Source organism: Rhodoferax sp. LB1P47 (genome assembly GCF_056521445.1).
The window spans coordinates 1-20,908 of the sequence record NZ_JBWMAU010000011.1 but is presented as its reverse complement, the minus strand read 5'-3'; the positions used below and the strand labels follow the sequence as shown (position 1 = coordinate 20,908).

Sequence of the window (20,908 nt, the reverse complement as noted above, 5' to 3'; positions counted from 1 at the left end):
ATAGTTTTCAGGGTTGGGGAGATTTATGTGCAGCAAAGACGCGCTGGAGCAGGCAGAACAGGAACAGCAGCGCACCTACCACGATGCGCGTCCACCAGGAACTCAAAGTGCCGTCAAAGGAAATCAGGGTCTGGATGATCCCGAGCATCAGCACGCCAAACAGCGTGCCCACCATGTAGCCGGAGCCGCCGGTGAGCAGCGTGCCACCGATGACCACCGCCGCAATCGCGTCCAGCTCCATGCCCACGGCATGCAGGCCGTAGCCCGAGAGCATGTAAAAGGTAAACACCACGCCTGCCAGCGCCGAGCAAAAACCCGACAGCGTGTACACGCCAATCACGGTGGCGCGCACCGGCAAACCCATCAGCAGGGCCGAATGCTCGCTGCCACCCACGGCGTACACCGTGCGGCCAAACGGTGTGCAGTGCGCCACAAACACGGCCACCGCCAGCACGATGAGCGCAATCACCGCGCCGATGGACAGCGAGGCATCGCCCCACACCGGGATGCGCATTTGCGAAACCTCGGAGTAGAAATCGTTGGTCATGCTGATCGAATCGATGCTGATCAGGTAGCACAGGCCGCGCGCCAAGAACATGCCCGCCAGCGTCACGATAAAGGGCTGGAGGCGAAAGCGCTCGATCAAAAAGCCCATGAAGGCACCAAACGCCGTGCCCATCAGCAGCACCAGCGGAATCACCACAGCGGGACTCCAGCCGTGCTTTTCCACCAACGAGGCCGACACCATCGTGGTGAACGCAATCACCGAGCCCACCGACAAATCGATGCCGCCGGACAACACCACAAAGGTCATGCCCACCGCCACGATCACCAGAAACGCGTTGTCGATCAGCAGGTTCAAAAACACCTGCAACGAAAAGAAACCGTCGTAGAACACCGAACCCAATGTCGCCATCGCGGCGAACAGCGATACGGTGGCCACGATGGGCAGGTGCTGAGGATTCAGTGTCTTCATGGCTGACCTTGCACAGGACGGACGACCCAGGTGCCCACGGTGGCACGAAACTCGGCGGATTGCAGCAGCATTACCGCAAACACCACCACGGCCTTCACCACCAGATTGATCTCGGGCGGAACACCCAGCGAATAAATGGCGTAGGTCAGCGTCTGGATGATCAGCGCGCCGATCACGCTGCCAAACAGGCTGAAGCGCCCGCCGGTCAGCGCGGTGCCGCCCAGGGTGACGGCCAAAATGGCATCCAGCTCCAGCAATTGCCCGGCGTTGTTGCCGTCGGCACTCTTGACGTTGGAGCTGATGAGCAGCCCGGCAACGCCCGCGCAAAAGCCGCAAAACGCATACACCCACACCGTCAACTTGCGCGCCTGGATGCCCACGCCGCGTGCCGCTACCGGGTTGATGCCCACCGCCTGGATGAATAGCCCCAGGGCGGTGCGCGTCATGGCCAAATGCAGCACGCCATACACCAGGGCCACGATAAACAGCGAGAACGGCAGGCCCGCCAGATAGCCGCTGCCCAAAAAGAAAAACGGTGCGTAGTAGATGGTGATGATCTGCCCGCCGGTGATGAGCTGGGCAATGCCCCGCCCCGCCACCATCAGAATCAGCGTGGCAATGATGGGCTGCATGCCGATGCGGGCCACCAGTAGTCCATTCCACAGGCCACAGACCACGGCCACACCCAGCGCGGCCAGAATCGCCAGCGGCATCGGGAAGCGGCTGGCGTGTACCGCCACGCCGTCTTGCACCACCAACGCGCCGCCAATCATCCAGGCGGCCAGCGCGGCCGAGATGGCCACCACCGCGCCTACCGAGATGTCGATGCCCCGGGTGGCGATCACCAGGGTCATGCCCAGTGACACCAGCACCAGCGGCGCAGCCCGGTTCAGAATATCGATCAGGCTGCCGTACAGGTGGCCGTCGCGCCACTCGATGTGCAAAAAGCCAGGGTTGAACACCACGTTCACTATCAAAAGTAATAGCAGCGTCAGCAAGGGCCACGCGCGCGGATGCCGTAAAAAGGTCTTAAACATGGTCGGCGGCAATCATTTCATAGACTTCGTCTTCAGAACTACCACCGGGCAGCTCTCCTACTTTGCGGCGCTCACGCAGCACGGCGATGCGGTCAGATACCCGCACCACCTCGCTCATTTCGCTGGAGATGAACAACACCGCCATGCCGCCGCGCGCCAGGCGCAGGATTTCTTCCATGATTTCCTGCTTGGCGGCTACGTCGATCCCGCGTGTGGGTTCGTCCAAAATCAACAGGCGCGGGTCGGTGGCCAGCCAGCGGGCGATCACCGCTTTTTGCTGGTTGCCGCCCGACAGCAGGCCGATGGGCGTTTCAATGCTGGCGGTTTTGATGCCTAAGGTTTTGACGAAATGCTCGGCCAGCAGGGTTTGCTCGGCAATGCTCAAAAACTTGCGCAGCCCCAGCCGCGCTTGCAGCGCCAGGGCAATGTTTTCGCGCACCGATAGCTCGGCGACGATGCCATCGGTTTTGCGCTCTTCGGGGCACAGGGCGATGCCTTGCTGCACCGCGTCTGCGGGGTTACTGAACTGCACGGTCTGGCCGTCGATCTGTAGGCTGCCTTTGTCGGATGTCTCCAGGCCAAACAGCAGCCGCGCCAGTTCGGTACGGCCAGCCCCCAGCAGTCCCGCCAGCCCCAGCACCTCACCCGCATGCAGAGTCAGGTCTACCGGCTGTAAGCGCCCGGCTTGGCCCAGACCCTGGGCTTGCAGCAGCACCACATCCTGGGTGCTGTCGCGCTGCTGTCCGGCGTGGGCGTTTTGCACTGCAAATTCGCGGCCCAGCATGGCGGAGATCAGGGCCTGGGGTGGCAAGGCATCGGCCATCCATTCACCCACCCACTCGCCATTGCGCAACACGGTGATGCGGTCGGAGACGGCGTAAACCTGGTTCAAAAAGTGCGACACAAACACAATCGCCAGGCCCTCGCCCCGCAGGCGGCGCAGCACCTCGAAGAGCTTTTGCACTTCGTCTTCGTCCAGGCTGGAGGTGGGTTCGTCCAGGATCAACACCTTGGACTCCACACCCAACGCACGGGCGATAGCCACCAGCTGCTGCACCGCCACCGGGTAGGTGGAGAGCAGCTGCGTCACGTCGATATCCAGCCCGATGCGGGCCAGCAGTTCACGGGCACGGCGGTGCACGGTGGCCCAGTCGATGCGGTAGCCCTGCGTCCAGCCCAGGCGCGGGAAGCGCCCGGCAAACACGTTCTCGGCCACCGACAGATTGGGGCAGAGGTTCACCTCTTGGTAGACGGTGCTGATGCCCAGCTTTTGGGCCGCCAGCGGCGAATCGGGCCGGATGGGCTGGCCCATCAACAGCATCTGCCCGCCGCTGGACTCCAGCACGCCGGTGAGCACCTTGATCAGAGTGGATTTACCCGCGCCGTTCTGGCCCATCAGCGCGTGGATTTCACCAGGGTACAAGCGCAGTTGCACGTTACGGAGCACAGGATTACCGGCAAATTGTTTGTCGATACCCGTGAGCTCCAGCACGGGCAGTGCGCTGCTGGAAATCATCCCTTGTTCTTGTTGTACACGTCCACAAACACGGCGGCCAACAGCACCAGGCCCTTGATGATCTGCTGGTAGTCGATGCCGATGCCCATGATGGACATGCCGTTGTTCATCACGCCCATGATGAAGGCACCAATCACCGCGCCCATCACCTTGCCCACACCGCCAGAGGCCGATGCCCCGCCGATGAAGCAGGCAGCAATCACGTCCAGCTCAAAACCCAGACCCGCCTTGGGCGTAGCGGTGTTCAGCCGTGCGGCAAACACCAGCCCGGCCAGCGCGGCCAGCACGCCCATATTGATGAAGGTGTAGAAGGCCAGACGTTCGGTCTTGATGCCGGAGAGCTTGGCGGCTTTCTCATTGCCGCCCAGGGCGTAGATGCGGCGGCCAATGGTGGTGCGGCTGGTGACGAAGTCAAACACCGCAATAAGCAGCGCCATGACGATCAGCACATTGGGCAAGCCTTTGTACGATGCCAGCAGGTAGCTGAAAGTGACCAGAATGGCCGAGAAAATCGCCATCTTGCCCCAGAAAAAAGCCGTGGGCTCCCCGGCAATGCCGTGTTGCTGCTGGTTGCTGCGGGTGCGCATGCCCGCCACCACCAGGGCAAAAGCCACCAATGCGCCCAAAAGCAAGGACGTGGTGCGCAGGGTTTCACTGTTGAAAATATCGGGAATAAACCCCGAACTCAGCGACTGGAAGGTCTCTGGAAACGGGCCAATCGACTGCCCTTGCAGCAGCGCCATCGCCAGCCCCCGAAACACAAGCATGCCCGCCAGCGTGACGATGAAGGATGGAATGCGAAAGAAGGCCACAAAGTAGCCCTGCGCCGCACCAATCAGCCCGCCCACCGCCAAGCAGACCAGTGCCGTGGGCAGGTAATGCCATTCGTAATTGACCATCAGCACCGCCGCCACCGCGCCCACAAAGCCGACGATGGAGCCCACCGACAGGTCGATATGACCGGCCACAATCACCAGCAACATGCCGAGCGCCATGATGACGATGTAGCTGTTTTGCAGCACCAGGTTGGTCAGGTTCAGCGGCTGCATCAGCGTGCCGTCGGTCATCACCTGGAAGAAAGCCATGATGGCCACCAGCGACAGCAGCATGCCGTATTCGCGCAGGTTGTTTTTAAAGAAGCTCAGGCCGGAAGCAGCCGCAGGGGTGGCAGGGGTTGTAGTTGTTTTTTCCATGATTCAAAAGCTCTAGTTGGCGCTGACGATGGCGCGCATGATTTTTTCTTGGCTGGCTTCGGTGGTGGGCATCTCGGCCACAAACCGGCCTTCGTTCATTACGTAGATGCGGTCCGACAGGCCCAGCAGTTCGGGCATTTCGCTGGAGATCACGACCACGCATTTGCCCTCGGCGGCCAGCTGCGCAATCAGGGTGTAGATCTCGAACTTGGCCCCTACGTCGATGCCGCGTGTGGGCTCGTCCAATATCAGCACTTCGGGGTTGGTGAACAGCCATTTGCTGAGCACCACTTTTTGCTGGTTGCCGCCCGACAGGTTGACCACTTTTTGGTCCACGCCCGAGCAGCGGGTGCGCATTTTTTCACGGAAGCCCTGGGCTACGGCGTACTCGCGGCCATCGTCAATGATGCCGTTTTTGGACACACCGGGCAGGTTCGCCAGCGAGGTATTCCACTGGATGTCTTCCCCCAGCACAAGGCCGTTGCCCTTGCGGTCTTCCGTTACATAGGCCAGGCCGTGGGCCACGGCTTTTTGCACCGTGGACACGTCGATTTCTTTGCCGTGCAGCAGTGCCTTGCCGCTGATGCGCTGGCCCCATGATTTGCCAAACACACTCATCGCCAGCTCGGTGCGGCCGGCGCCCATCAGCCCGGCAATGCCGACGATCTCGCCGCGCTTGACGGTGAGGTTGATGCCTTTGACCATCTCGCGGTCGGCGTGCTGGGGGTGGTAGGCGCGCCAGTCGCGCAGTTCGAACACGGTCTCGCCGATGTTGGGGGTGCGCTTGGGGTAGCGGTCGGCCATTTCGCGGCCCACCATGCCACGGATCACACGGTCTTCGCTGATGGACTCGGCGCGGCAGTCCAGCGTCTCGACCGTGGTGCCATCGCGCAGGATGGTGATGGAGTCGGCCACCTTGGCAATTTCGTTGAGCTTGTGCGAAATCAAAATGCAGGCAATACCCTGGGCTTTCAGCTCCAGCAGCAGCATCAACAGCGCATCGCTGTCGGTTTCGTTCAGGCTGGCGGTGGGCTCATCCAAGATCAGCAGTTTGACTTTTTTCGACAGCGCCTTGGCAATTTCGACCAGTTGCTGCTTGCCCACGCCGATGTTGGTGATCAGCGTGCTGGGGGATTCTTTGAGGCCCACTTTTTTGAGCAAGGCCTGGGTCTGGCTGTGCGCCGCCATCCAGTCAATGATGCCGTTGTGCGCGGTTTCGTTGCCCAAAAAGATGTTTTCGGCAATCGACAGCAGCGGCACCAGTGCCAGCTCTTGGTGGATGATGATGATGCCCTGCTGCTCGCTGTCGTGGATGCCCTTGAAGCGCTGCTCCTGGCCCATGTAGCGGATTTCGCCGGTGTAGTCACCATGCGGGTACACGCCCGACAGCACCTTCATCAAGGTCGATTTGCCTGCGCCGTTCTCACCCACCAGGGCATGGATTTCGCCCGCGCCCACGCGCAGGTTGACTTTATTCAACGCAACCACTCCGGGGAATGTCTTGCGGATGTCGTGCATCTCTAGGATCGTGTTCGCCATCAGCACCTCTTATTTTTATAAACCGTCGTAAAAAAAGGCCCCACACCTCGCAATGCAGGGCCTTTATCAAGTTCACTAGCTACACCCCAAGCCGTCCGCCTGGGGTGGGTGCTATCACTTGACCTGGGACTCTTTGTAGTAGCCGCTGCCGATCAAAATCGGGTTCCAGTTGGATGCATCCACCGCTACAGGTTTCAGCAGGTACGCGGGCACCACCTTGATACCGTTGTTGTAGGTCTTGGTGTCGTTGATTTCAGGCGCCTTGCCCGACAAGGTGGCGTCCACCATGTTGGCGGTAACCTTGGCCAGCTCACGGGTGTCCTTGAAGATGGTCGAGTACTGCTCGCCGCGCAGAATGGACTTGACGGAAGGCACTTCTGCATCCTGGCCGCTCACGATCGGGCACGCCTGGGTCTTGGTGCAGTAGCCAACGCCTTTGAGTGACGACAAAATGCCGATGGAAATACCGTCGTAGGGCGACAGCACAGCATCCACTTTGTCCTTGGTGTAGAAGGCCGACAGCAGGTTGTCCATGCGGGCTTGGGCTACCGCGCCATCCCAACGCAAGGTGCCCACTTTGTCCATGCCCACTTGCTTGCTGCGCACCACCAGCTTGCCGCTGTCGATGTAGGGCTTAAACACACTCATCGCGCCGTCGTAGAAGAAGAAGGCGTTGTTGTCATCGGGCGAGCCGCCAAACAGCTCGATGTTGAACGGGCCTTTGCCCGACTTCAGACCCAGCTTGTCCACGATGGTGCCGGCTTGCAACACGCCAACCTGGAAGTTGTCGAACGTGGCGTAGTAATCCACGTTTTTCGAGCCCTTGATCAGGCGGTCATAGGCAATGACCTTGACACCCTTGTCGGCCGCGTTTTGCAGCACTTTGGACAGCGTGGTGCCGTCGATGGAGGCAATCACCAGAACCTTCACACCCTTGGTGACCATGTTCTCGATCTGGGCCAACTGGTTTGGAATGTCGTCGTCGGCGTATTGCAGATCGGTTTTGTAGCCCCGGTCTTTCAGCACTTTGACCATGTTGTCGCCGTCGGCGATCCAGCGGGCCGAGGACTTGGTAGGCATCGAAATGCCGATCGAGCCCTTCTCTTGAGCAAAGGCCTGCGGTGCCACACCGAGTGCCGCCACAGCCACGCTGGCCAGCAGGGTTTTGATAAAGATGCGTTTCATTCCAAAGTCTCCGATAGTTATAAAAAGCGCACCAATCTCTGGCGCGCCATAGGGGGCAAGAATCCGTTGTTATCAGTACTTGCGTGAGGGAAACTCTTTGGCGGCCACTTCCATAGGGAAGATGCCTTCTTCGGTGACGATGCGCTTTTGCAGTGTTTTACCGGCCTTCAGGTCTTTCACAGCCGACATCAGTTGGGGGCCCAGCAGTGGGCTGCATTCGACCGACACGTTCAGCTTACCCGCAATCATGGCCTCGAACGCGCCCTTCACCGCATCAATGGAGATGATGATGATGTCCTTGGCGGGCTTCATACCGGCCTCTTCGATGGCCTGGATGGCACCAATCGCCATGTCGTCGTTGTGCGCATACAGCACGTTGATTTTTTTGCCTTCGGCCTTGAGGAAAGCCTCCATCACTTCCTTGCCCTTGGCGCGGGTGAAGTCGCCGGTTTGCGAACGGATGACCTTGAACTTCGGGTCGGCCTTGATGATTTCTTCAAAGCCCTTTTTGCGGTCGATAGCCGGGGCCGAGCCCACCGTGCCTTGCAGCTCGACGATGTTCACATCGCCCTTTTGGTCTTTCATCTTCTCCACCAGCCAGCGGCCCGCTTTGCGGCCCTCTTCGGTGAAATCAGAGCCCATGAACGACACGTAGAGCGAGTCGTCTTTCACGTTCACCGAGCGATCGGTCAGCACCACCGGGATCTTGGCGGCTTTGGCTTCGCGCAGCACGGTTTCCCAGCCGGATTCGACCACCGGCGAGAACGCAATCACGTCCACCTTTTGGGCGATGAAGGAGCGGATCGCCTTGATCTGGTTCTCTTGCTTTTGCTGCGCATCGGAAAACTTCAGCTCGATACCGGCCTCTTTGGCCGAAGCCTTGATGGACTCGGTATTGGCGGTACGCCACTCGCTCTCGGCCCCCACCTGGCTAAAACCCAATACGATTTTTTTCTGCGCGAACACCATGCCCGGCAGCAACCCGGCCAGAGGTGCAGCAGCCAGTGCGATGGCCAGAGTGCGTCGATTGATTTGCATCTTGTCTCCTAGTGGTTTAGTTATTTGCCCCGACCACCAACCCAATGGACAGTGGTTTAGAACGCGGTATTGGCTTATCTGGCCCGGTAGATGAATGCTTAATTAAAAATATGCGGTGAGTCTAAGTTCAAAATAGATATCAATCCAATGGTTTTTTAGACAAAATACATATCAATAATCACATTCTGGAAAACCCTCATGGCGACAAACACCCCCTGGTTCATCCGCGCACGGCTCAAAACCCGGCAACTGCTGCTGCTCCAGGCCCTGGCCGAAGAGGGCAACATCCACCGCGCTGCCGACGTGCTGAACATGACCCAGCCCGCAGCGTCCAAGCTGCTCAAAGACCTGGAAGACGCGCTGGAGGTGCCGCTGTTTGACCGCCTGCCGCGCGGCATGCGCCCCACCTGGTACGGCGAAACCATGATCCGCCACGCCCGCGTGGCCCTGGCCAGCCTGCACCAGGCGCACGACGAGCTGACCGCCCTGAAAGCCGGGCGCTTTGGCCAGGTCAGCGTCGGCGCCATCACCTCGCCGGGCCTGACGCTGCTGCCCACGGCGGTGGCGATGGTCAAGCAGGAGCAGCCCACGCTGCGCATCGGGCTGGAGATTGAAAACAGCCCGGTGCTGATCGAGCGGCTGCAGCAGGGCAAGCTCGACCTGGTGGTGGCACGCCTGTTTGCCGAGCAGGACAAAACCAATCTGCGCTACCAACCCTTGATTGAAGAACCGGTGTGCGCCATTGCCCGCCCCGGCCACCCCCTGGTCGGCATGGACGGCTTGGCGCTGCGCGACGTGGTGGCATCGGGCTGGATCGTGCCGCCGGCGGGCAGCGTGCTACGGCACCGGTTCGAGTTGATGTTTCAGGAGGTGGGGCTGGCACCGCCGATCAACATCATCGAGTCGGCCGCGCTGCTGTTCATCACCCGCATGTTGCAGCAGAGCGACATGCTGGCGGTAATCGCCGCCGACGTGGCGCACTACTACGCCGCCCACGGCCTGATTGCCATCGTGCCGCTGGAAATCCCCTGCCACATGGACGCGTTCGGCATCATCACCCGCACCGACCGCACCCCCTCCCCGGCAGCCAAAGTGATGCTGAAGGCCCTGAAAGCCGCCAGCCTGTCGCTATATGGCTGCACGCTGGATGTGGATATCTAGATTTAAAGGCTATTTTTAGACAATTAAATCAGCCTCCAGCGCATATTAAACATGCGCTATGCGCTATCAATTACTTCATTAAAAAGTATAGCAATACACCTCAGGCCCAACCCGCATCCACCTTGAACTCTTGCGCGGTGCACATGGCGCCGTCGGCCGAGGCCAGAAACAGCACCATCCGGGCGATGTCGTGCGGGCGCAGCTTGTCGGGCAGGCACTGGGTGCGCTGGATTTCGGCCTCGCCCTCGGCGTTCAGCCAGAGTTCGATCTGCCGCTCGGTCATCACCCAGCCGGGCGATACGGTGTTGATGCGGATGCGGTCTGCACCCAGGGTCTTGGCCAGCCCGCGCGTCAGCCCGTTCACCGACGACTTGGCAATTGCATAGCACGGGTAGCCCGCGCCTTTGGTCTGCCAGCCGGTCGAACCCAGGTTGACAATAGAGCCGCCGCCGCGCCGCCGCATGCCCGGCACCACCGCCTGGATGGCAAAGAACGCGGGCCGCTCGTTGATGGCCATGCGCTGGTCGTAGTAGTCGGGCGTGACGGATTCCAGCGTGTGCCGGTCGTCGCTGGCCACGTTGTTCACCAGCACCGCAAAGTCGCCCAGGGCGCTGGCCGCATCCGACACCGCCGTTTGCAGCGCCGCAATGTCGCGCACATCGCACTTGCACCACCACGGCGCGGGCAAGCCCGCATCCACCAGCTGCTGCACCAGCGCCTGGCTGGCCGCCTCGGCCACATCCACAAACGCCACGCGCGCGCCCTGCTGCACAAACGCGGTCACCATGGCCGCGCCAATGCCGCTGCCCCCGCCGGTTATAAAAACAGCCTGGTCGCGCAGGCTGGGGTAGGTAGAGGCCAGATTTGATTCGCTATTTGACATTGCAATTTTTGTATCAGTTAAAACAAAATAGAAATAATTTTGATATTAACTATACCCTGCGCACGCCAAGCACAGACAAACCCCGTTCGACCGAGAATTTATAAGAAATAGGGCTCTAGCGCATATAGCACCTGCGCTAGCAGCTACTTAATTAATAGCAAACGAATTTACGCAGTGCGCAATCCTTGCAGTACCGCATGCAGCGCCACCATCGCCTGCGTCAGCTTGTGCTGCGGGTCCAGGTAAATCATCGGCAACGACTGCTCGTGCGATTCGCGGATCTTCACCGATGACGGCAGATACGGTTGCAGCACCGGCAGGCCCTCGGCGATCAGCTCGTTCACCATGCGCTGCGGCAGGTTGGCGCGCGGCTGGAACTGGTTCACCACGATGCCGTCCACCACCAAGCCGGGGTTGTGGTCGGCGCGGATCTCGGCCACGTTGTCCAGCAGGGTGTAGAGCGCCTTGCGGGCAAATTCATCACAGTCAAACGGAATCAGGCAGGCCCGCGCACCAATGAGCGCCGAGCGGGTGTAGAAGTTCAGCGCGGGTGGCGTGTCGATGTAGATGCGGTCATAGGCAGCGCCCAGCAATTGCAACGCCTCGCGCAGCTTGTACAGCTTGTGGCGCGACTCCAGCTTGCTCTCCAGCTCGCCCAGCAGCGGGCTGGACGGCATCAGGTGCAGGTTGGCATGCGGCGTGGTGACGATGAATTCGGTGGGCAGCACGGTGCGCAGGCTGTAGCTCAGGCAATGCTCAAAAAACCCGGCCACCGTGGGTTGATCATCACGGGCCTGCGCCCCTAGCAGGTAGCTGCTGGAATTGCCCTGCGGGTCCAGGTCGACCACCAGCGTGCGCAGTCCCTGGCTGGCACTGATAGCGGCCAAATTGCAGGTGATGGTGGACTTGCCCACCCCACCCTTTTGGTTGAAAACGACAAGTGGCATACATGGCTCCTAGGGATGACAACTTTGCAAAATCTGTTGTGGCAACTGGTGTGCATTGTCAGCGCTGCACTGCATGCATTTTTCAGTCCAGCGGCGCGCAGACCTCCAACACGCAGCCGCGCAGCCAGCGGTGTGCGGGGTCGGCATGCAGCCGGGGATGCCACAGCAGCGACACGGTGAACGCGGGCACCGCCACCGGCAGGTCAAAGCTGTGCATGCCGTCGCGCAGTGTGCCGGTATGCCGCGCGGGCACGGTGGCCACCAGATCGGTGGCCCGGGCCAGCGCCAGCGCCGCCGGAAACCCGCTGACGGTGGTGGTCACCATCCGCTCCAGCCCTAGCGACTGCAAAGCATCGTCCACCGGCCCCCGGTCCAGCCCCTGCCGCGACACGCCCACGTGCCGCCCAGCGGCATACCGGTCGGCCGTGATCTCGCCCTGGCCCAAGGGATGGCCCGCACGCACCACGCCTACAAAACGGTCGCGGAACAAGGCCTGCACCCGCAACTCGGGCGCCGCCGCCTGCCCGACCACGCCGGTTTCCAAATCCACCGCGCCGTCCCGCAGCGGTGTGCTGTCTTTGTCCGGCTTGGACACAAAGCACAGCCGCACACCGGGAGCCTGCGCCTCCACCCGGGCGACCAAAGCGGGGCCGAAGTTCTCTACAAAGCCTTCGCGGGTGCGCAGGGTGAAGCTGCGCACCAACTGTTGCAGCTGAATGTCTTCTGCCGGGCGCAGCACCGCCGCCCCGTCCTGCACCAGCTGGCGCACCCGCTCGCGCAGTTCCAACGCCCGGGGTGTCGCCACCAGGCCACGCCCGGCCCGCACCAGCAGCGGGTCGCCCGTCGCCTCGCGCAAGCGCGCCAGCGCACGGCTCATCGCCGACGGGCTGAGCCGCAAGCGCTGGGCAGCGCGCACCACGCTGCCCTCGGCCAGCAGCACGTCCAGGGTGACCAGCAGATTTAGATCAGGAAGAGTCATGCTCCGACCATAGCGCAATCGGTGGTGGCATGGCGCTTGGTGCACGCATACAGTGCAAATGCTGCGCCTTCCGCTCTGGCCCGTAAAAAACTACGCTCCAGGCAACACTAAAGAAAGACGCATCCATGCCCCAGCCCCATCCAACCCATCCACCCCGCCAAGTCCCCTGGGCACTCGCCAGCCTGTCGCTGTGCATGCTGCTCGCATCGCTGGGCACCAGCATCGCCAATGTCGCCCTGCCCACGCTGGCGTTGGCGTTCAGCGCTTCCTTCCAGCAAGTCCAGTGGGTGGTGCTGGCGTATCTGCTGGCCAGCACCACCTTGGTCGTTAGCGCCGGGCGGCTCGGCGACATGCTGGGCCGTCGGCGCTTGCTGCTGGCCGGCACCAGCCTGTTCACCCTGGCCTCGGTGCTGTGCGGCATCGCGCCCACGCTGGAGCTGTTGGTGGCGGCACGGGCGCTCCAGGGCTTGGGCGCGGCCACCATGATGGCCCTGGCGATGGCTTTTGTCGGCGAAACCGTGCCGCCAGAAAAAACCGGCAGCGCAATGGGCCTGTTAGCCACCCTGTCGGCCGTGGGCACCGCGCTCGGCCCGTCGCTGGGCGGCGTGTTGATCGCCACGCTGGGCTGGCGCGCCCTGTTCCTGGTGAACCTGCCGCTGGGCATGCTGGCCGTGTGGCTGGCCTACCGCAGCCTGCCGGTAGATAGCCACAAGGCGCAGCCTGCCGGTTTCGACACCCTGGGCACGCTGCTGCTGGCGCTCACACTGGCGGCCTATGCGCTGGCCATGACGCTGGGGCGCGGCCACTTCGGTGCGCTCAACCTGGTGTTGTTGCTGGCGGCGGCCTGCGGGCTGGGTTTGTTCGTGCGCACCGAAGCCCACGCACCTTCGCCCTTGGTGCGACTGGCGATGTTTCGCAACCCCGTGCTGCGCGCCAGCCTGGCCACCGGCACGCTGGTCGCCACGGTGATGATGGCCACGCTGGTGGTCGGGCCGTTCTACCTGGCGCGTGGGTTGGGGCTGGATGCGGCGATGGTCGGCCTGGCCATGTCGGTCGGCCCCCTGGCCGCCGCGCTGGCCGGTGCGCCCGCAGGTCGCCTGGCCGACCGTTTTGGCGCACAGCGCATGGCCAGCGTGGGGCTCATGGTCATGGCCGTTGCGTGCCTGGCGCTGGGTGTATTGCCCGCAACACTGGGCATCCCCGGCTACCTCGCCCCGCTGGTCACCCTGACCATCGGCTACGCGCTGTTCCAAACCGCCAACAACACCGCCGCTATGGCCGATGTGCGCCCGGACCAGCGCGGCGTGGTGTCCGGCCTGCTCACCCTGTCGCGCAATCTGGGCCTGGTTACCGGGGCTTCAGTGATGGGCGCGGTATTCGCCTTTGCAGCGGCAACGGGCGACATCACCACTGCGCCCCCCGAGGCGGTGGCAACGGGCCTGCGCACCACCTTCGTAGTGGCAACGATGCTGGTGCTCGCGGCACTGGCCATTGCGGTGCAAGCTTGCCGCAGCGCTGAAACGAAAAAAGCGCCTGAAAAGGCGCTTTTTTGAAAATACTTGGAGGAAGAGGTGGGATTCGAACCCACGATAATCGTCCATTAAGTCTATATAAATCAACGACTTAGCGAATTAAATAACTTCCAACCAGTCACAGTTAAACGTCGCACACAAGCCGACACTGTACCCCAGCAAAGGAGCCCCACAGGCCCCCGCAAGGTCACTCCCAAGGGCAACCAAGAGAGCCCGCAGAAGGCCCCGCCACCGCCTCCGCTGCTGCCTCTACAGCCTGCTGTGCCTGTGCCTTCTTAGCTGCCCTCTTAGCCCTGTCGCGGTCCTTCTGGGCCTGCACCGCTGGGCGGGATGTTGTCTGGATGTCTGCCATAGGGCCCTGGGGTTACTTGATTACTTTGGTGGTAGCCAGCCGCGCCGTTTCGTCCCGGTACTGCTGGCCTTTGAAGGAGCCGTAAGACCCCGCAGCCTGTGCCCCCAGTTGGAGACCTGCTGCTAGGTAGTTAGGCTGCTGGATGGACTTGAGCTGCGCATTGGTGCGCTGGTTGGTCGCCATGCTGGCAAAGCGGTTCTCGCCCTGCGCGGTCATTGCGTTGCCCTGTATGGTGGCCAGGTTCTCTCCCGTCTGGAGGCCCGCCACGGTGCGTGCGCGGTCTGCGGTGTTACCCCCACCGAACTCCCCCGTGAGGGTGTCGAACAGGGAGGTGTCCTTAGCGGCCTGCCGGGCGTGCTCGTTCATCTCGCCTGCGGATGCCTCGGCCATCTGGTCACTCTGCCGGGCAAGGTCCATCTGGGCTAGACCGTTGGCCTCCTTGGCGGCATCCGCCTGGGTGTTGGCGGACTTCCGCTGGGCATCCACAGAGGCTGCTGTGGAGGCTGCTGTTGCTGCGAGTGTCATATAGGCCACGACTGTGGGCGTTATCACATCACACATAGTAGAGAAACCCCACTCGCATAGCGGCCACAGCCCACATGGCATAGGAAAAGATGCGTAGGCATTTGGTGGCACGCACTGAAAGGCAGGGGCGAAGCCGTGAGCCTTGAGAGGCTGGGCGGGGTGTGAATTGAGTGTCTGCCATGATTTTCTGTGTGTAGTGAATGAATAGGGAACGGGAATGGCGTAGCCATAGGGATTGCCTGCCGTAGGCCCCTTGAGGGACACAGCAAGCGCCTGGGAGTGGTGAAGACCACGGGGCAGGCAGTGCGCCACCTTGCAGGGATGGACCTTCACCCCTCTACGGGGGTAAGACCTCCTGCTGTGGAGCAATGGAATCAGTGGAGAGCAAGGCCCCTTAAGGTGGTCCAGTAGGTCACCTGTGATTACAGGGGCTGGCACTGGTTGCACCACGGTGGCCTTGGGGTGGTTGACCTTGATTGGATATTCCAATGTCATCACCAAAGACAGGCCACCTTGAGATTCCCCCGTAGGTCACCTGTGCCACAGGGTCAACTACGGCAGTACCTCAAAGGACCTTACAGTGGTAGACCTTGTTTGATTCAATCAATGGTCATACACAGTGGGCCCTTAAGGAATCAGGAAGGAGCCCCTTCTTTAGGTTAGGAATTTGAATCCACCTGTAAAGGTAGCCCTCCAAGGTCACCCTTCTTTAGGTTGCGGTTTTGAATCCACCCACCCGCTACATCAGCCCACGCGCCTTGAGTTCCGCATGGTAGGGAGCATCAAGGGCCTCTTGCTCTTGCCGAATGGTCAGCCTTTGGGGCACGGTGGGCATCCCTGCAATGAACCCTGCAAGGGCCTTGGAGAGCACACGGGCACGGGCTGCGTAGGTCTCATTGCTCTGCCGGGCATATCGGCCTGTGGTGGCCTCCTTGACCCCCTCCACGGTAACCGCTGGGCAACGTTGGAGGATGTGGAACAAGGTGCTACGGGACAGGGACCGGGTGGCGGTGTCCCCTGCTGTCTTTAGGGCCAGTACCCCGCTGAATAGGTCATCAATGGCGGGGTGGGCTGTGCATAGCTCCGACGCTGAGGAGTAAGGGGCCAGGAAGGCCCTCACAGGGGCGTTGTCGTGGGTCTTGGGCTTGTTATTGCTCACGCCGCAACACCTCCCACCACAGGCAGTGGCTGCGCTACAGGCAGTGGCTGCGCCACAGGCAGGTACTTGGAGGCATCCACCCGGCCCCCATAGGCTGGGGCAAGCATTGCCATCAATTTATCCCTGCGCGTTATGCCCGCCTGAATGAACGCCTGCGCCGTCTCATAGCAAGCTGCGTAGACCTTCACATCCTGCGTATCCAGCACATCCCTCACGCCCTTGGCGCCACCTAGGCAGGCCCTCCAGTGGCCCGCAGGGTGGCCTGTAACGACCTCACACACCGTGGACTTAAGCAACGCCTCCTTATCGTTGGCCTCCCTGCGCACTGCTGCCCTAGGGATTAGCCCCGCTTTGGCTCTGTCCCCGGCCTTCACGGTGAATAGGTGGGTCACCTTGTTGTCAATCTCCACCAGCACCACCGCACGCACCGCAAGATGCATGGAGAGCTTCATGGCGAGGTCTTCCATATCAAGGAAGTAGGCGCGGACCTCCTCCCCCTGGGGAGTGTTGGCCTGCATGGCGAGGTGGGCGGCAATGTCCCGGCTCAGGGTGTACTGCTTGGCGGGCTTGCCCGGTTTGCTGGAATCCTCAAACGCGCTTATTTCCGCGTTTAGGTCCTTGGCCTCAAATACAGGAATCTCTGTATTTAGGCGCTGCCCACGCAACAGGGGTTTGATGTACTGGTCTGCCCAAGCATTGAACCGCCCATGTGGCTTGCCAATCTTGGCCCACAGCTTACGGGCATCCACACAGGGGGCCTTACGGTCATCCATGAGGGGCAACGTGCGGCGCACTGCAATGATGCGCTTGGCCTGCGCCGGGGTGAACCCCACAGTAACCATAAGGGCCGTGGGGGCCGTGTTGATGGTCTTATGGAGGGATGAGCCTGTGCGCTTGGCTGCGCGGCTAACGGTGCGTTGTGTCATTGGATTTTCTTTAAGTTGATTCCCTTCCGTCCAAGTCCCTCCATACACAGCCCCAGTCGGGGCAATGACACCCATAGCCGTGTATGGCAAGGGCGGGAAGGAATCAGCGTAAAGAGACTGGGTGGGGTGCTAGCGCGGTGGCTGAACGCAGTGGCTAACGGGGATGAACAGGCGGGAACTGCTGGGAGACAGTTAGCGCCTGGGGGCCGCTGGGTGGCGGTGGGGCTGTGGTTTAGCTAGGGTCAGGGTTTAGGTGGCCCGTGCAGTGGCCCTAAAGGGTCTTTAGATTCACCTGTGGGGGCTAGGGTGGGGTTTTAGATTGGGGGCGCTATAGGGGGCCAGCCGGGTCCAAGCAAGAAACCCGTTGATTCCCTGAGCGATAGCACCGTGTGCATGCCTGCCGTTTTCACTATGATTTAGATAGCTGAATTGGCGCAGTGGGCGGGGCAACTTCACTGCGGCAGGGCCGCTCAGGGGGAGAATCACGGCACGGGCTGCACCTGTGCATTCAACATCTCCAGTGCCTGCCAGCGGTCGATGATGGCTGCACGCATGGCGACCGAGTAGCCCGACACGAGGATTAAGGTTTCCCTCTTGGGGAGCCTGTAGCCGGGCTGGGAGCGTCCGTAGGTGTCTGGGAGATTGGCTGAAAAGTCAGCCGATGTAATTTCAAGTCCATCCAGCATGATTCGGATGTCTGCCAGCACGTTCTTGTGCTCTTTCCCAGTGAGGTCCGCGATTTCCCGGCTGGTCATCACTGTGAGCGCCTCTGCGCGGCTGGCTGCGCCACTCACTGCGTGATTGGTCACGGTCTGGGTGTCAATTTCACCAGTGGGGTTGGTGAGGGTGGGGCCTTTGGTTTGCCCTTGAGGGCTGCGCCTACTCTGCGTGGTTGGCTTGCTGTGCGCCGTTGAGGGTCTGCCGTGCATCCCTGAAGAATGCGTATTCCACCCGCCCGCTGTGCAGGTAATAGACCTTACCGCCCTTGCCATCATCAACGGCCCACGCGCCTGTAAACGGCTTGCGCCACTCCTCCAACTGGAAATGCACGTCCCACGCATTCACGGTGAACCGGGAGGCCACCACAGCCGCAGCTTCCCCGATGGCGTTAAGGGCAGGCACGGTGCGCCCTAGGAGGTAGTCCCAAACTCTTCGGGCGGTGGTCGCGGGCGGGGTGGTGGCGCGGCTTGCTTCGCTGTGCATAGTCTTTGGTGTCCCTTAAGGTTGTGCGCCTAGATACGTCACTGACGTTAGCGGCGAATTGCAGGGCACTGAATGCGCCCTGAGTGGCGGACTGTACACGTAAAAACTATAGCTACACCGCAAGCACTGATATATATAAAACCTTCCTTTTGGCAACTATTTCCAATGGGAAACTAACGCACCCAGGCGGCCGCGTGAGGCCTCTTGTGGAGCACCTTGGGGCTCGGGGACACTCCTCCAAAAAACAGGTGCTGACACAGGCGCACGCTGCCCTCAACCTTTCAAGGCCGCATAAACCGTAGTCCGGGAGACTCCCAGCTTCACCGCCGCCTGCGCCTTAGGCATTCCACCCGCCACCAGCGCCCGCAGCTCCTCCACCTGCGCAGGCCCTAGCGAAGCCTTCCGGCCCTTGTAAACGCCCTTGGTCTTAGCAACGGCGATGCCTTCCCGCTGGCGCTCCAGAATCAGGGCACGCTCAAACTGCCCCACGGCCCCCAGCAGTTGCAGCAGCAGGGTATTCATAGGCGAATCCTCCCCGGTGAACGTCATGCTCTGGCTGACAAAGTGGACCGCAACGCCTTTGGCCGTGAGGCCCTTCACGATGCCTTCGAGGTCACCTAAAGACCGGGCCAGTCTGTCCATGCTGTGGACCAGGACCGTATCGCCTGCCCGCACATAGGCCAGCATGGCTTGCAACTGGGGCCGCTGGGTGTCCTTCCCGCTGGCCTTGTCCTCGAATGTTCTATCTGTGCGTATGCCGTCCAGTTGCCGGGCCGTGTTCTGGTCCACGCTGCTGACGCGGGTGTAACCCACGGTCTGGCCCTTGGCGGGGTGAAGGGCTGCGCTGGTCACTTCGTTGGTCGCTTCGCTGGTGGTGCTCATGGTCAATCTATCCGGTGGTTGTGTACAGATAGATTCTAAGACCCAATCCGCAAAGTGTCAATCAATACGTTTTCTGGCCCTAGACGCGCACAATTCCGGGGCATTCTGGCTGTGCAGTTGGGGCGTACTCCAGATGGACGGGGGCTGTAGTCCACATGCCTGGGCATGCATCCACCGTCCAGCGCTGTGGCTCACGGGGCGATGCTCATATCTGAGCAACGGTTGCGGCCACCTCCAGGCCCCGCCATAGGAACCCGTGGGGGGCATGGGGGGAAGTGGCCGCGCAGTGCTTATTAAATACCCCCAGACATTTTTTCAATGGAAATAAGGGGCGGGCTGTGGCCTAGAATCGTTACTGCATAACGGATTAAATAACGATGACACTCAACAAAGCCCCTGCTCTCAGCAACGCACAGCGACAAGCCGCCTACCGCACAAGGCACCTCAAGAGCCTTGAGGGCCAAGCAGCACGCCTAGGGCTGGTGGTAGACCAGTCTGCAAAGCTGGCCTTAGAGCGCCTTGCGGTGCATCACGGGGTAACTCAGCGGGCGATGTTGGCGCTGCTGGTTATGCAGGCTCAGGCGGTGGTCTTGGATGGCTTGGATTCAACAGGTCAGGCGGGCTACTACGACAAGCAGCCGCGCAGGGATATGCAGCCTGTAGGGCCTGTTACTGCATAACGGTTGGCAAGGGTGCAGGCAGGCGCTTGCAGGGCCACCAAGGACCATTTAGGGGCACTGTGGGGCACTGTGGGGCACTCCAGGCCGTTACCGTCTAACGGGGTAGCACCGCACCTGTGGCAGCTCAGGATAGGCCAGCTTCTCAAGGGTAGGCCGAAGGGTCACCACGGAATGGTCATAGACCTTGGAGCCTGTGGAGCCCCCCACGGTGTGCCCCAAGATCCGCGCACTCAGCACATCCTCCACGCCCTGGTCAGTCAGCCGGGTTCGGGAGGTATGCCGGAAGGCGTGAAAGTCTTTGTACCGCCCCGTTACGCCCTGGGCATTGCGGTACACGCTCCACCACTTGCTGAAATACTCCCCCATCGGCATACCCTCGGGGGGCTTTCGGACGTTCGGGAACAGTAGCACCTGCCCCGCATCTCGCATATCGGCCACATAGTCAGCAAAGCCTAGGCGTATCAGGTGCGAGTGAACGGGCACGCGGCGCTTGGAGGTTTCCCCCTTGGTGGTCGTGGATGGAATCCCCTCCTCTTCATCCCCCGCATCTGCTTGGATGCACAGCACTAGGCCATCGGCCATCGTGGTCACATCCTCAAGGCGCAACTGGCACAGTTCAGACTGCCGCGCACCTGTGAAGGGGGCCAGCAAGGGAACCCAATAGGCTGCACTGCCGCCCGCGCCCTTGATGGTGGGGAGGTCGTAGGAGCGGAACAGGGAGGAGTCGAAAAGCTGGGTCAGTGTTTCCGGCTGTAGGTCTTTGCGTGAACGGGCCTTCTTCACGGCCACCTTATGGCCCCTCCAGGGGTTGGAAGGTATCCATCCTTGCAGGTCAGCCGCAACATTCAGCAATGCATTCACCGAATCAAAGCGATTCTTGGCGGTCTTCTGTGAACCGCAATGTTCCAGCAGATAGGCGATTACCGTAGCGCCCTGGGGCTTGGTGAACTGCTCGATAGGCACAGAGCCAAGGCATGCATTAACCAACCGCACGCCGTAGCCCATCATCTTTTTGGAACTCAGCCCCGGCTGCTTGAGGGTTTCCCATACGGTCACCACATCGTCTAGCGTATGGGTGACTGCGGGGGCCTGAGGGACCACAGGCGCAGCGACTACAGGAGCGGGCGGGGTAGGTATGACTTCGCCTAGGTCACGCTCCACGCGCCCTCTATGGGCCTTGCGCAGTTCCTCAAGG

At 61.1% G+C, this 20,908-nt stretch carries 19 protein-coding genes; 3 read left to right on the top strand and 16 right to left on the bottom strand.

Going from position 1 to position 20,908, the window contains the following annotated elements:
• Positions 1-7 precede the first annotated feature (7 nt).
• From yjfF to AC0969_RS13140, 7 genes are all read right to left on the bottom strand, one after another.
• A complete protein-coding gene (gene yjfF, locus AC0969_RS13170) occupies positions 8-976 on the bottom strand; it encodes a galactofuranose ABC transporter, permease protein YjfF (RefSeq protein WP_479624603.1) in 969 nt (322 codons plus the stop codon).
• The gene (locus AC0969_RS13165; protein ID WP_479624602.1) at positions 973-2,013 is read right to left on the bottom strand and encodes an ABC transporter permease; all 1,041 of its coding nucleotides are present in this window, start codon (positions 2,011-2,013) and stop codon (positions 973-975) included. Before AC0969_RS13165 ends, yjfF begins: the two co-directional genes overlap by 4 nt.
• Positions 2,006-3,529 (bottom strand): sugar ABC transporter ATP-binding protein, encoded by a 1,524-nt coding sequence (locus tag AC0969_RS13160; protein WP_479624601.1) that lies wholly within the window; start codon positions 3,527-3,529, stop codon positions 2,006-2,008. The genes AC0969_RS13165 and AC0969_RS13160 overlap by 8 nt, the downstream gene beginning before the upstream one ends.
• Positions 3,526-4,722, bottom strand: coding sequence for a multiple monosaccharide ABC transporter permease (mmsB, locus tag AC0969_RS13155; RefSeq protein WP_479624600.1), 1,197 nt, complete (start codon positions 4,720-4,722; stop codon positions 3,526-3,528). The genes AC0969_RS13160 and mmsB overlap by 4 nt, the downstream gene beginning before the upstream one ends.
• A 12-nt stretch (positions 4,723-4,734) precedes the next feature.
• The gene (mmsA, locus tag AC0969_RS13150) at positions 4,735-6,261 is read right to left on the bottom strand and encodes a multiple monosaccharide ABC transporter ATP-binding protein (protein ID WP_479624599.1); all 1,527 of its coding nucleotides are present in this window, start codon (positions 6,259-6,261) and stop codon (positions 4,735-4,737) included.
• A gap of 114 nt (positions 6,262-6,375) precedes the next feature.
• Positions 6,376-7,446, bottom strand: coding sequence for a multiple monosaccharide ABC transporter substrate-binding protein (gene chvE, locus AC0969_RS13145; RefSeq protein ID WP_479624598.1), 1,071 nt, complete (start codon positions 7,444-7,446; stop codon positions 6,376-6,378).
• Positions 7,447-7,518: 72 nt separating this feature from the next.
• Entirely contained in the window at positions 7,519-8,484 is a 966-nt protein-coding gene (locus tag AC0969_RS13140) for an ABC transporter substrate-binding protein (protein ID WP_479624597.1), read from the bottom strand.
• 198 nt (positions 8,485-8,682) lie between these two features.
• Here AC0969_RS13140 and AC0969_RS13135 point away from each other — a divergent pair, with 198 nt between their 5' ends.
• Positions 8,683-9,645, top strand: coding sequence for a LysR family transcriptional regulator (locus AC0969_RS13135; RefSeq protein ID WP_479624596.1), 963 nt, complete (start codon positions 8,683-8,685; stop codon positions 9,643-9,645).
• Positions 9,646-9,745: 100 nt separating this feature from the next.
• Here AC0969_RS13135 and AC0969_RS13130 read toward each other — a convergent pair whose 3' ends face one another.
• The 3 genes from AC0969_RS13130 to AC0969_RS13120 form a co-directional block, all read right to left on the bottom strand.
• Positions 9,746-10,528, bottom strand: coding sequence for an SDR family NAD(P)-dependent oxidoreductase (locus AC0969_RS13130; RefSeq protein ID WP_479624595.1), 783 nt, complete (start codon positions 10,526-10,528; stop codon positions 9,746-9,748).
• A gap of 167 nt (positions 10,529-10,695) precedes the next feature.
• Entirely contained in the window at positions 10,696-11,475 is a 780-nt protein-coding gene (locus tag AC0969_RS13125; RefSeq protein ID WP_479624594.1) for a ParA family protein, read from the bottom strand.
• An 82-nt stretch (positions 11,476-11,557) separates the two neighbouring features.
• A complete protein-coding gene (locus AC0969_RS13120) occupies positions 11,558-12,454 on the bottom strand; it encodes a LysR family transcriptional regulator (protein WP_479624593.1) in 897 nt (298 codons plus the stop codon).
• A gap of 125 nt (positions 12,455-12,579) precedes the next feature.
• Between AC0969_RS13120 and AC0969_RS13115 the strand changes: the two genes are divergently transcribed.
• Positions 12,580-14,007, top strand: a complete 1,428-nt coding sequence (locus AC0969_RS13115) for an MFS transporter (RefSeq protein ID WP_479624592.1) — start codon at positions 12,580-12,582, stop codon at positions 14,005-14,007.
• Between the two features lie 343 nt (positions 14,008-14,350).
• Here the strand turns inward: AC0969_RS13115 and AC0969_RS13110 are convergent, their stop codons facing one another.
• The 5 genes from AC0969_RS13110 to AC0969_RS13090 all read right to left on the bottom strand — a co-directional run bounded on the left by AC0969_RS13110 (position 14,351) and on the right by AC0969_RS13090 (position 19,033).
• Positions 14,351-14,899 carry a virion core protein, T7 gp14 family gene (locus tag AC0969_RS13110; protein ID WP_479624591.1) on the bottom strand — a complete coding sequence of 183 codons (549 nt, stop codon included), beginning with the start codon at positions 14,897-14,899 and terminating at the stop codon, positions 14,351-14,353.
• A gap of 1,119 nt (positions 14,900-16,018) precedes the next feature.
• A complete protein-coding gene (locus AC0969_RS13105) occupies positions 16,019-16,948 on the bottom strand; it encodes an antA/AntB antirepressor family protein (protein ID WP_479624590.1) in 930 nt (309 codons plus the stop codon).
• A 482-nt stretch (positions 16,949-17,430) separates the two neighbouring features.
• Positions 17,431-17,757 (bottom strand): Rha family transcriptional regulator, encoded by a 327-nt coding sequence (locus AC0969_RS13100; protein WP_479624589.1) that lies wholly within the window; start codon positions 17,755-17,757, stop codon positions 17,431-17,433.
• Positions 17,758-17,827: 70 nt separating this feature from the next.
• Positions 17,828-18,151 (bottom strand): hypothetical protein, encoded by a 324-nt coding sequence (locus tag AC0969_RS13095; RefSeq protein ID WP_479624588.1) that lies wholly within the window; start codon positions 18,149-18,151, stop codon positions 17,828-17,830.
• Positions 18,152-18,424: 273 nt separating this feature from the next.
• On the bottom strand, positions 18,425-19,033 hold the full coding sequence (locus AC0969_RS13090) for a recombinase family protein (protein ID WP_479624587.1): 609 nt from the start codon (positions 19,031-19,033) through the stop codon (positions 18,425-18,427).
• Positions 19,034-19,410: 377 nt separating this feature from the next.
• Between AC0969_RS13090 and AC0969_RS13085 the strand changes: the two genes are divergently transcribed.
• Positions 19,411-19,713 (top strand): hypothetical protein, encoded by a 303-nt coding sequence (locus tag AC0969_RS13085; protein WP_479624586.1) that lies wholly within the window; start codon positions 19,411-19,413, stop codon positions 19,711-19,713.
• A gap of 87 nt (positions 19,714-19,800) precedes the next feature.
• Here AC0969_RS13085 and AC0969_RS13080 read toward each other — a convergent pair.
• A partial coding sequence (locus AC0969_RS13080; RefSeq protein WP_479624585.1) for a site-specific integrase occupies positions 19,801-20,908 on the bottom strand: 1,108 nt, incomplete at its 5' end.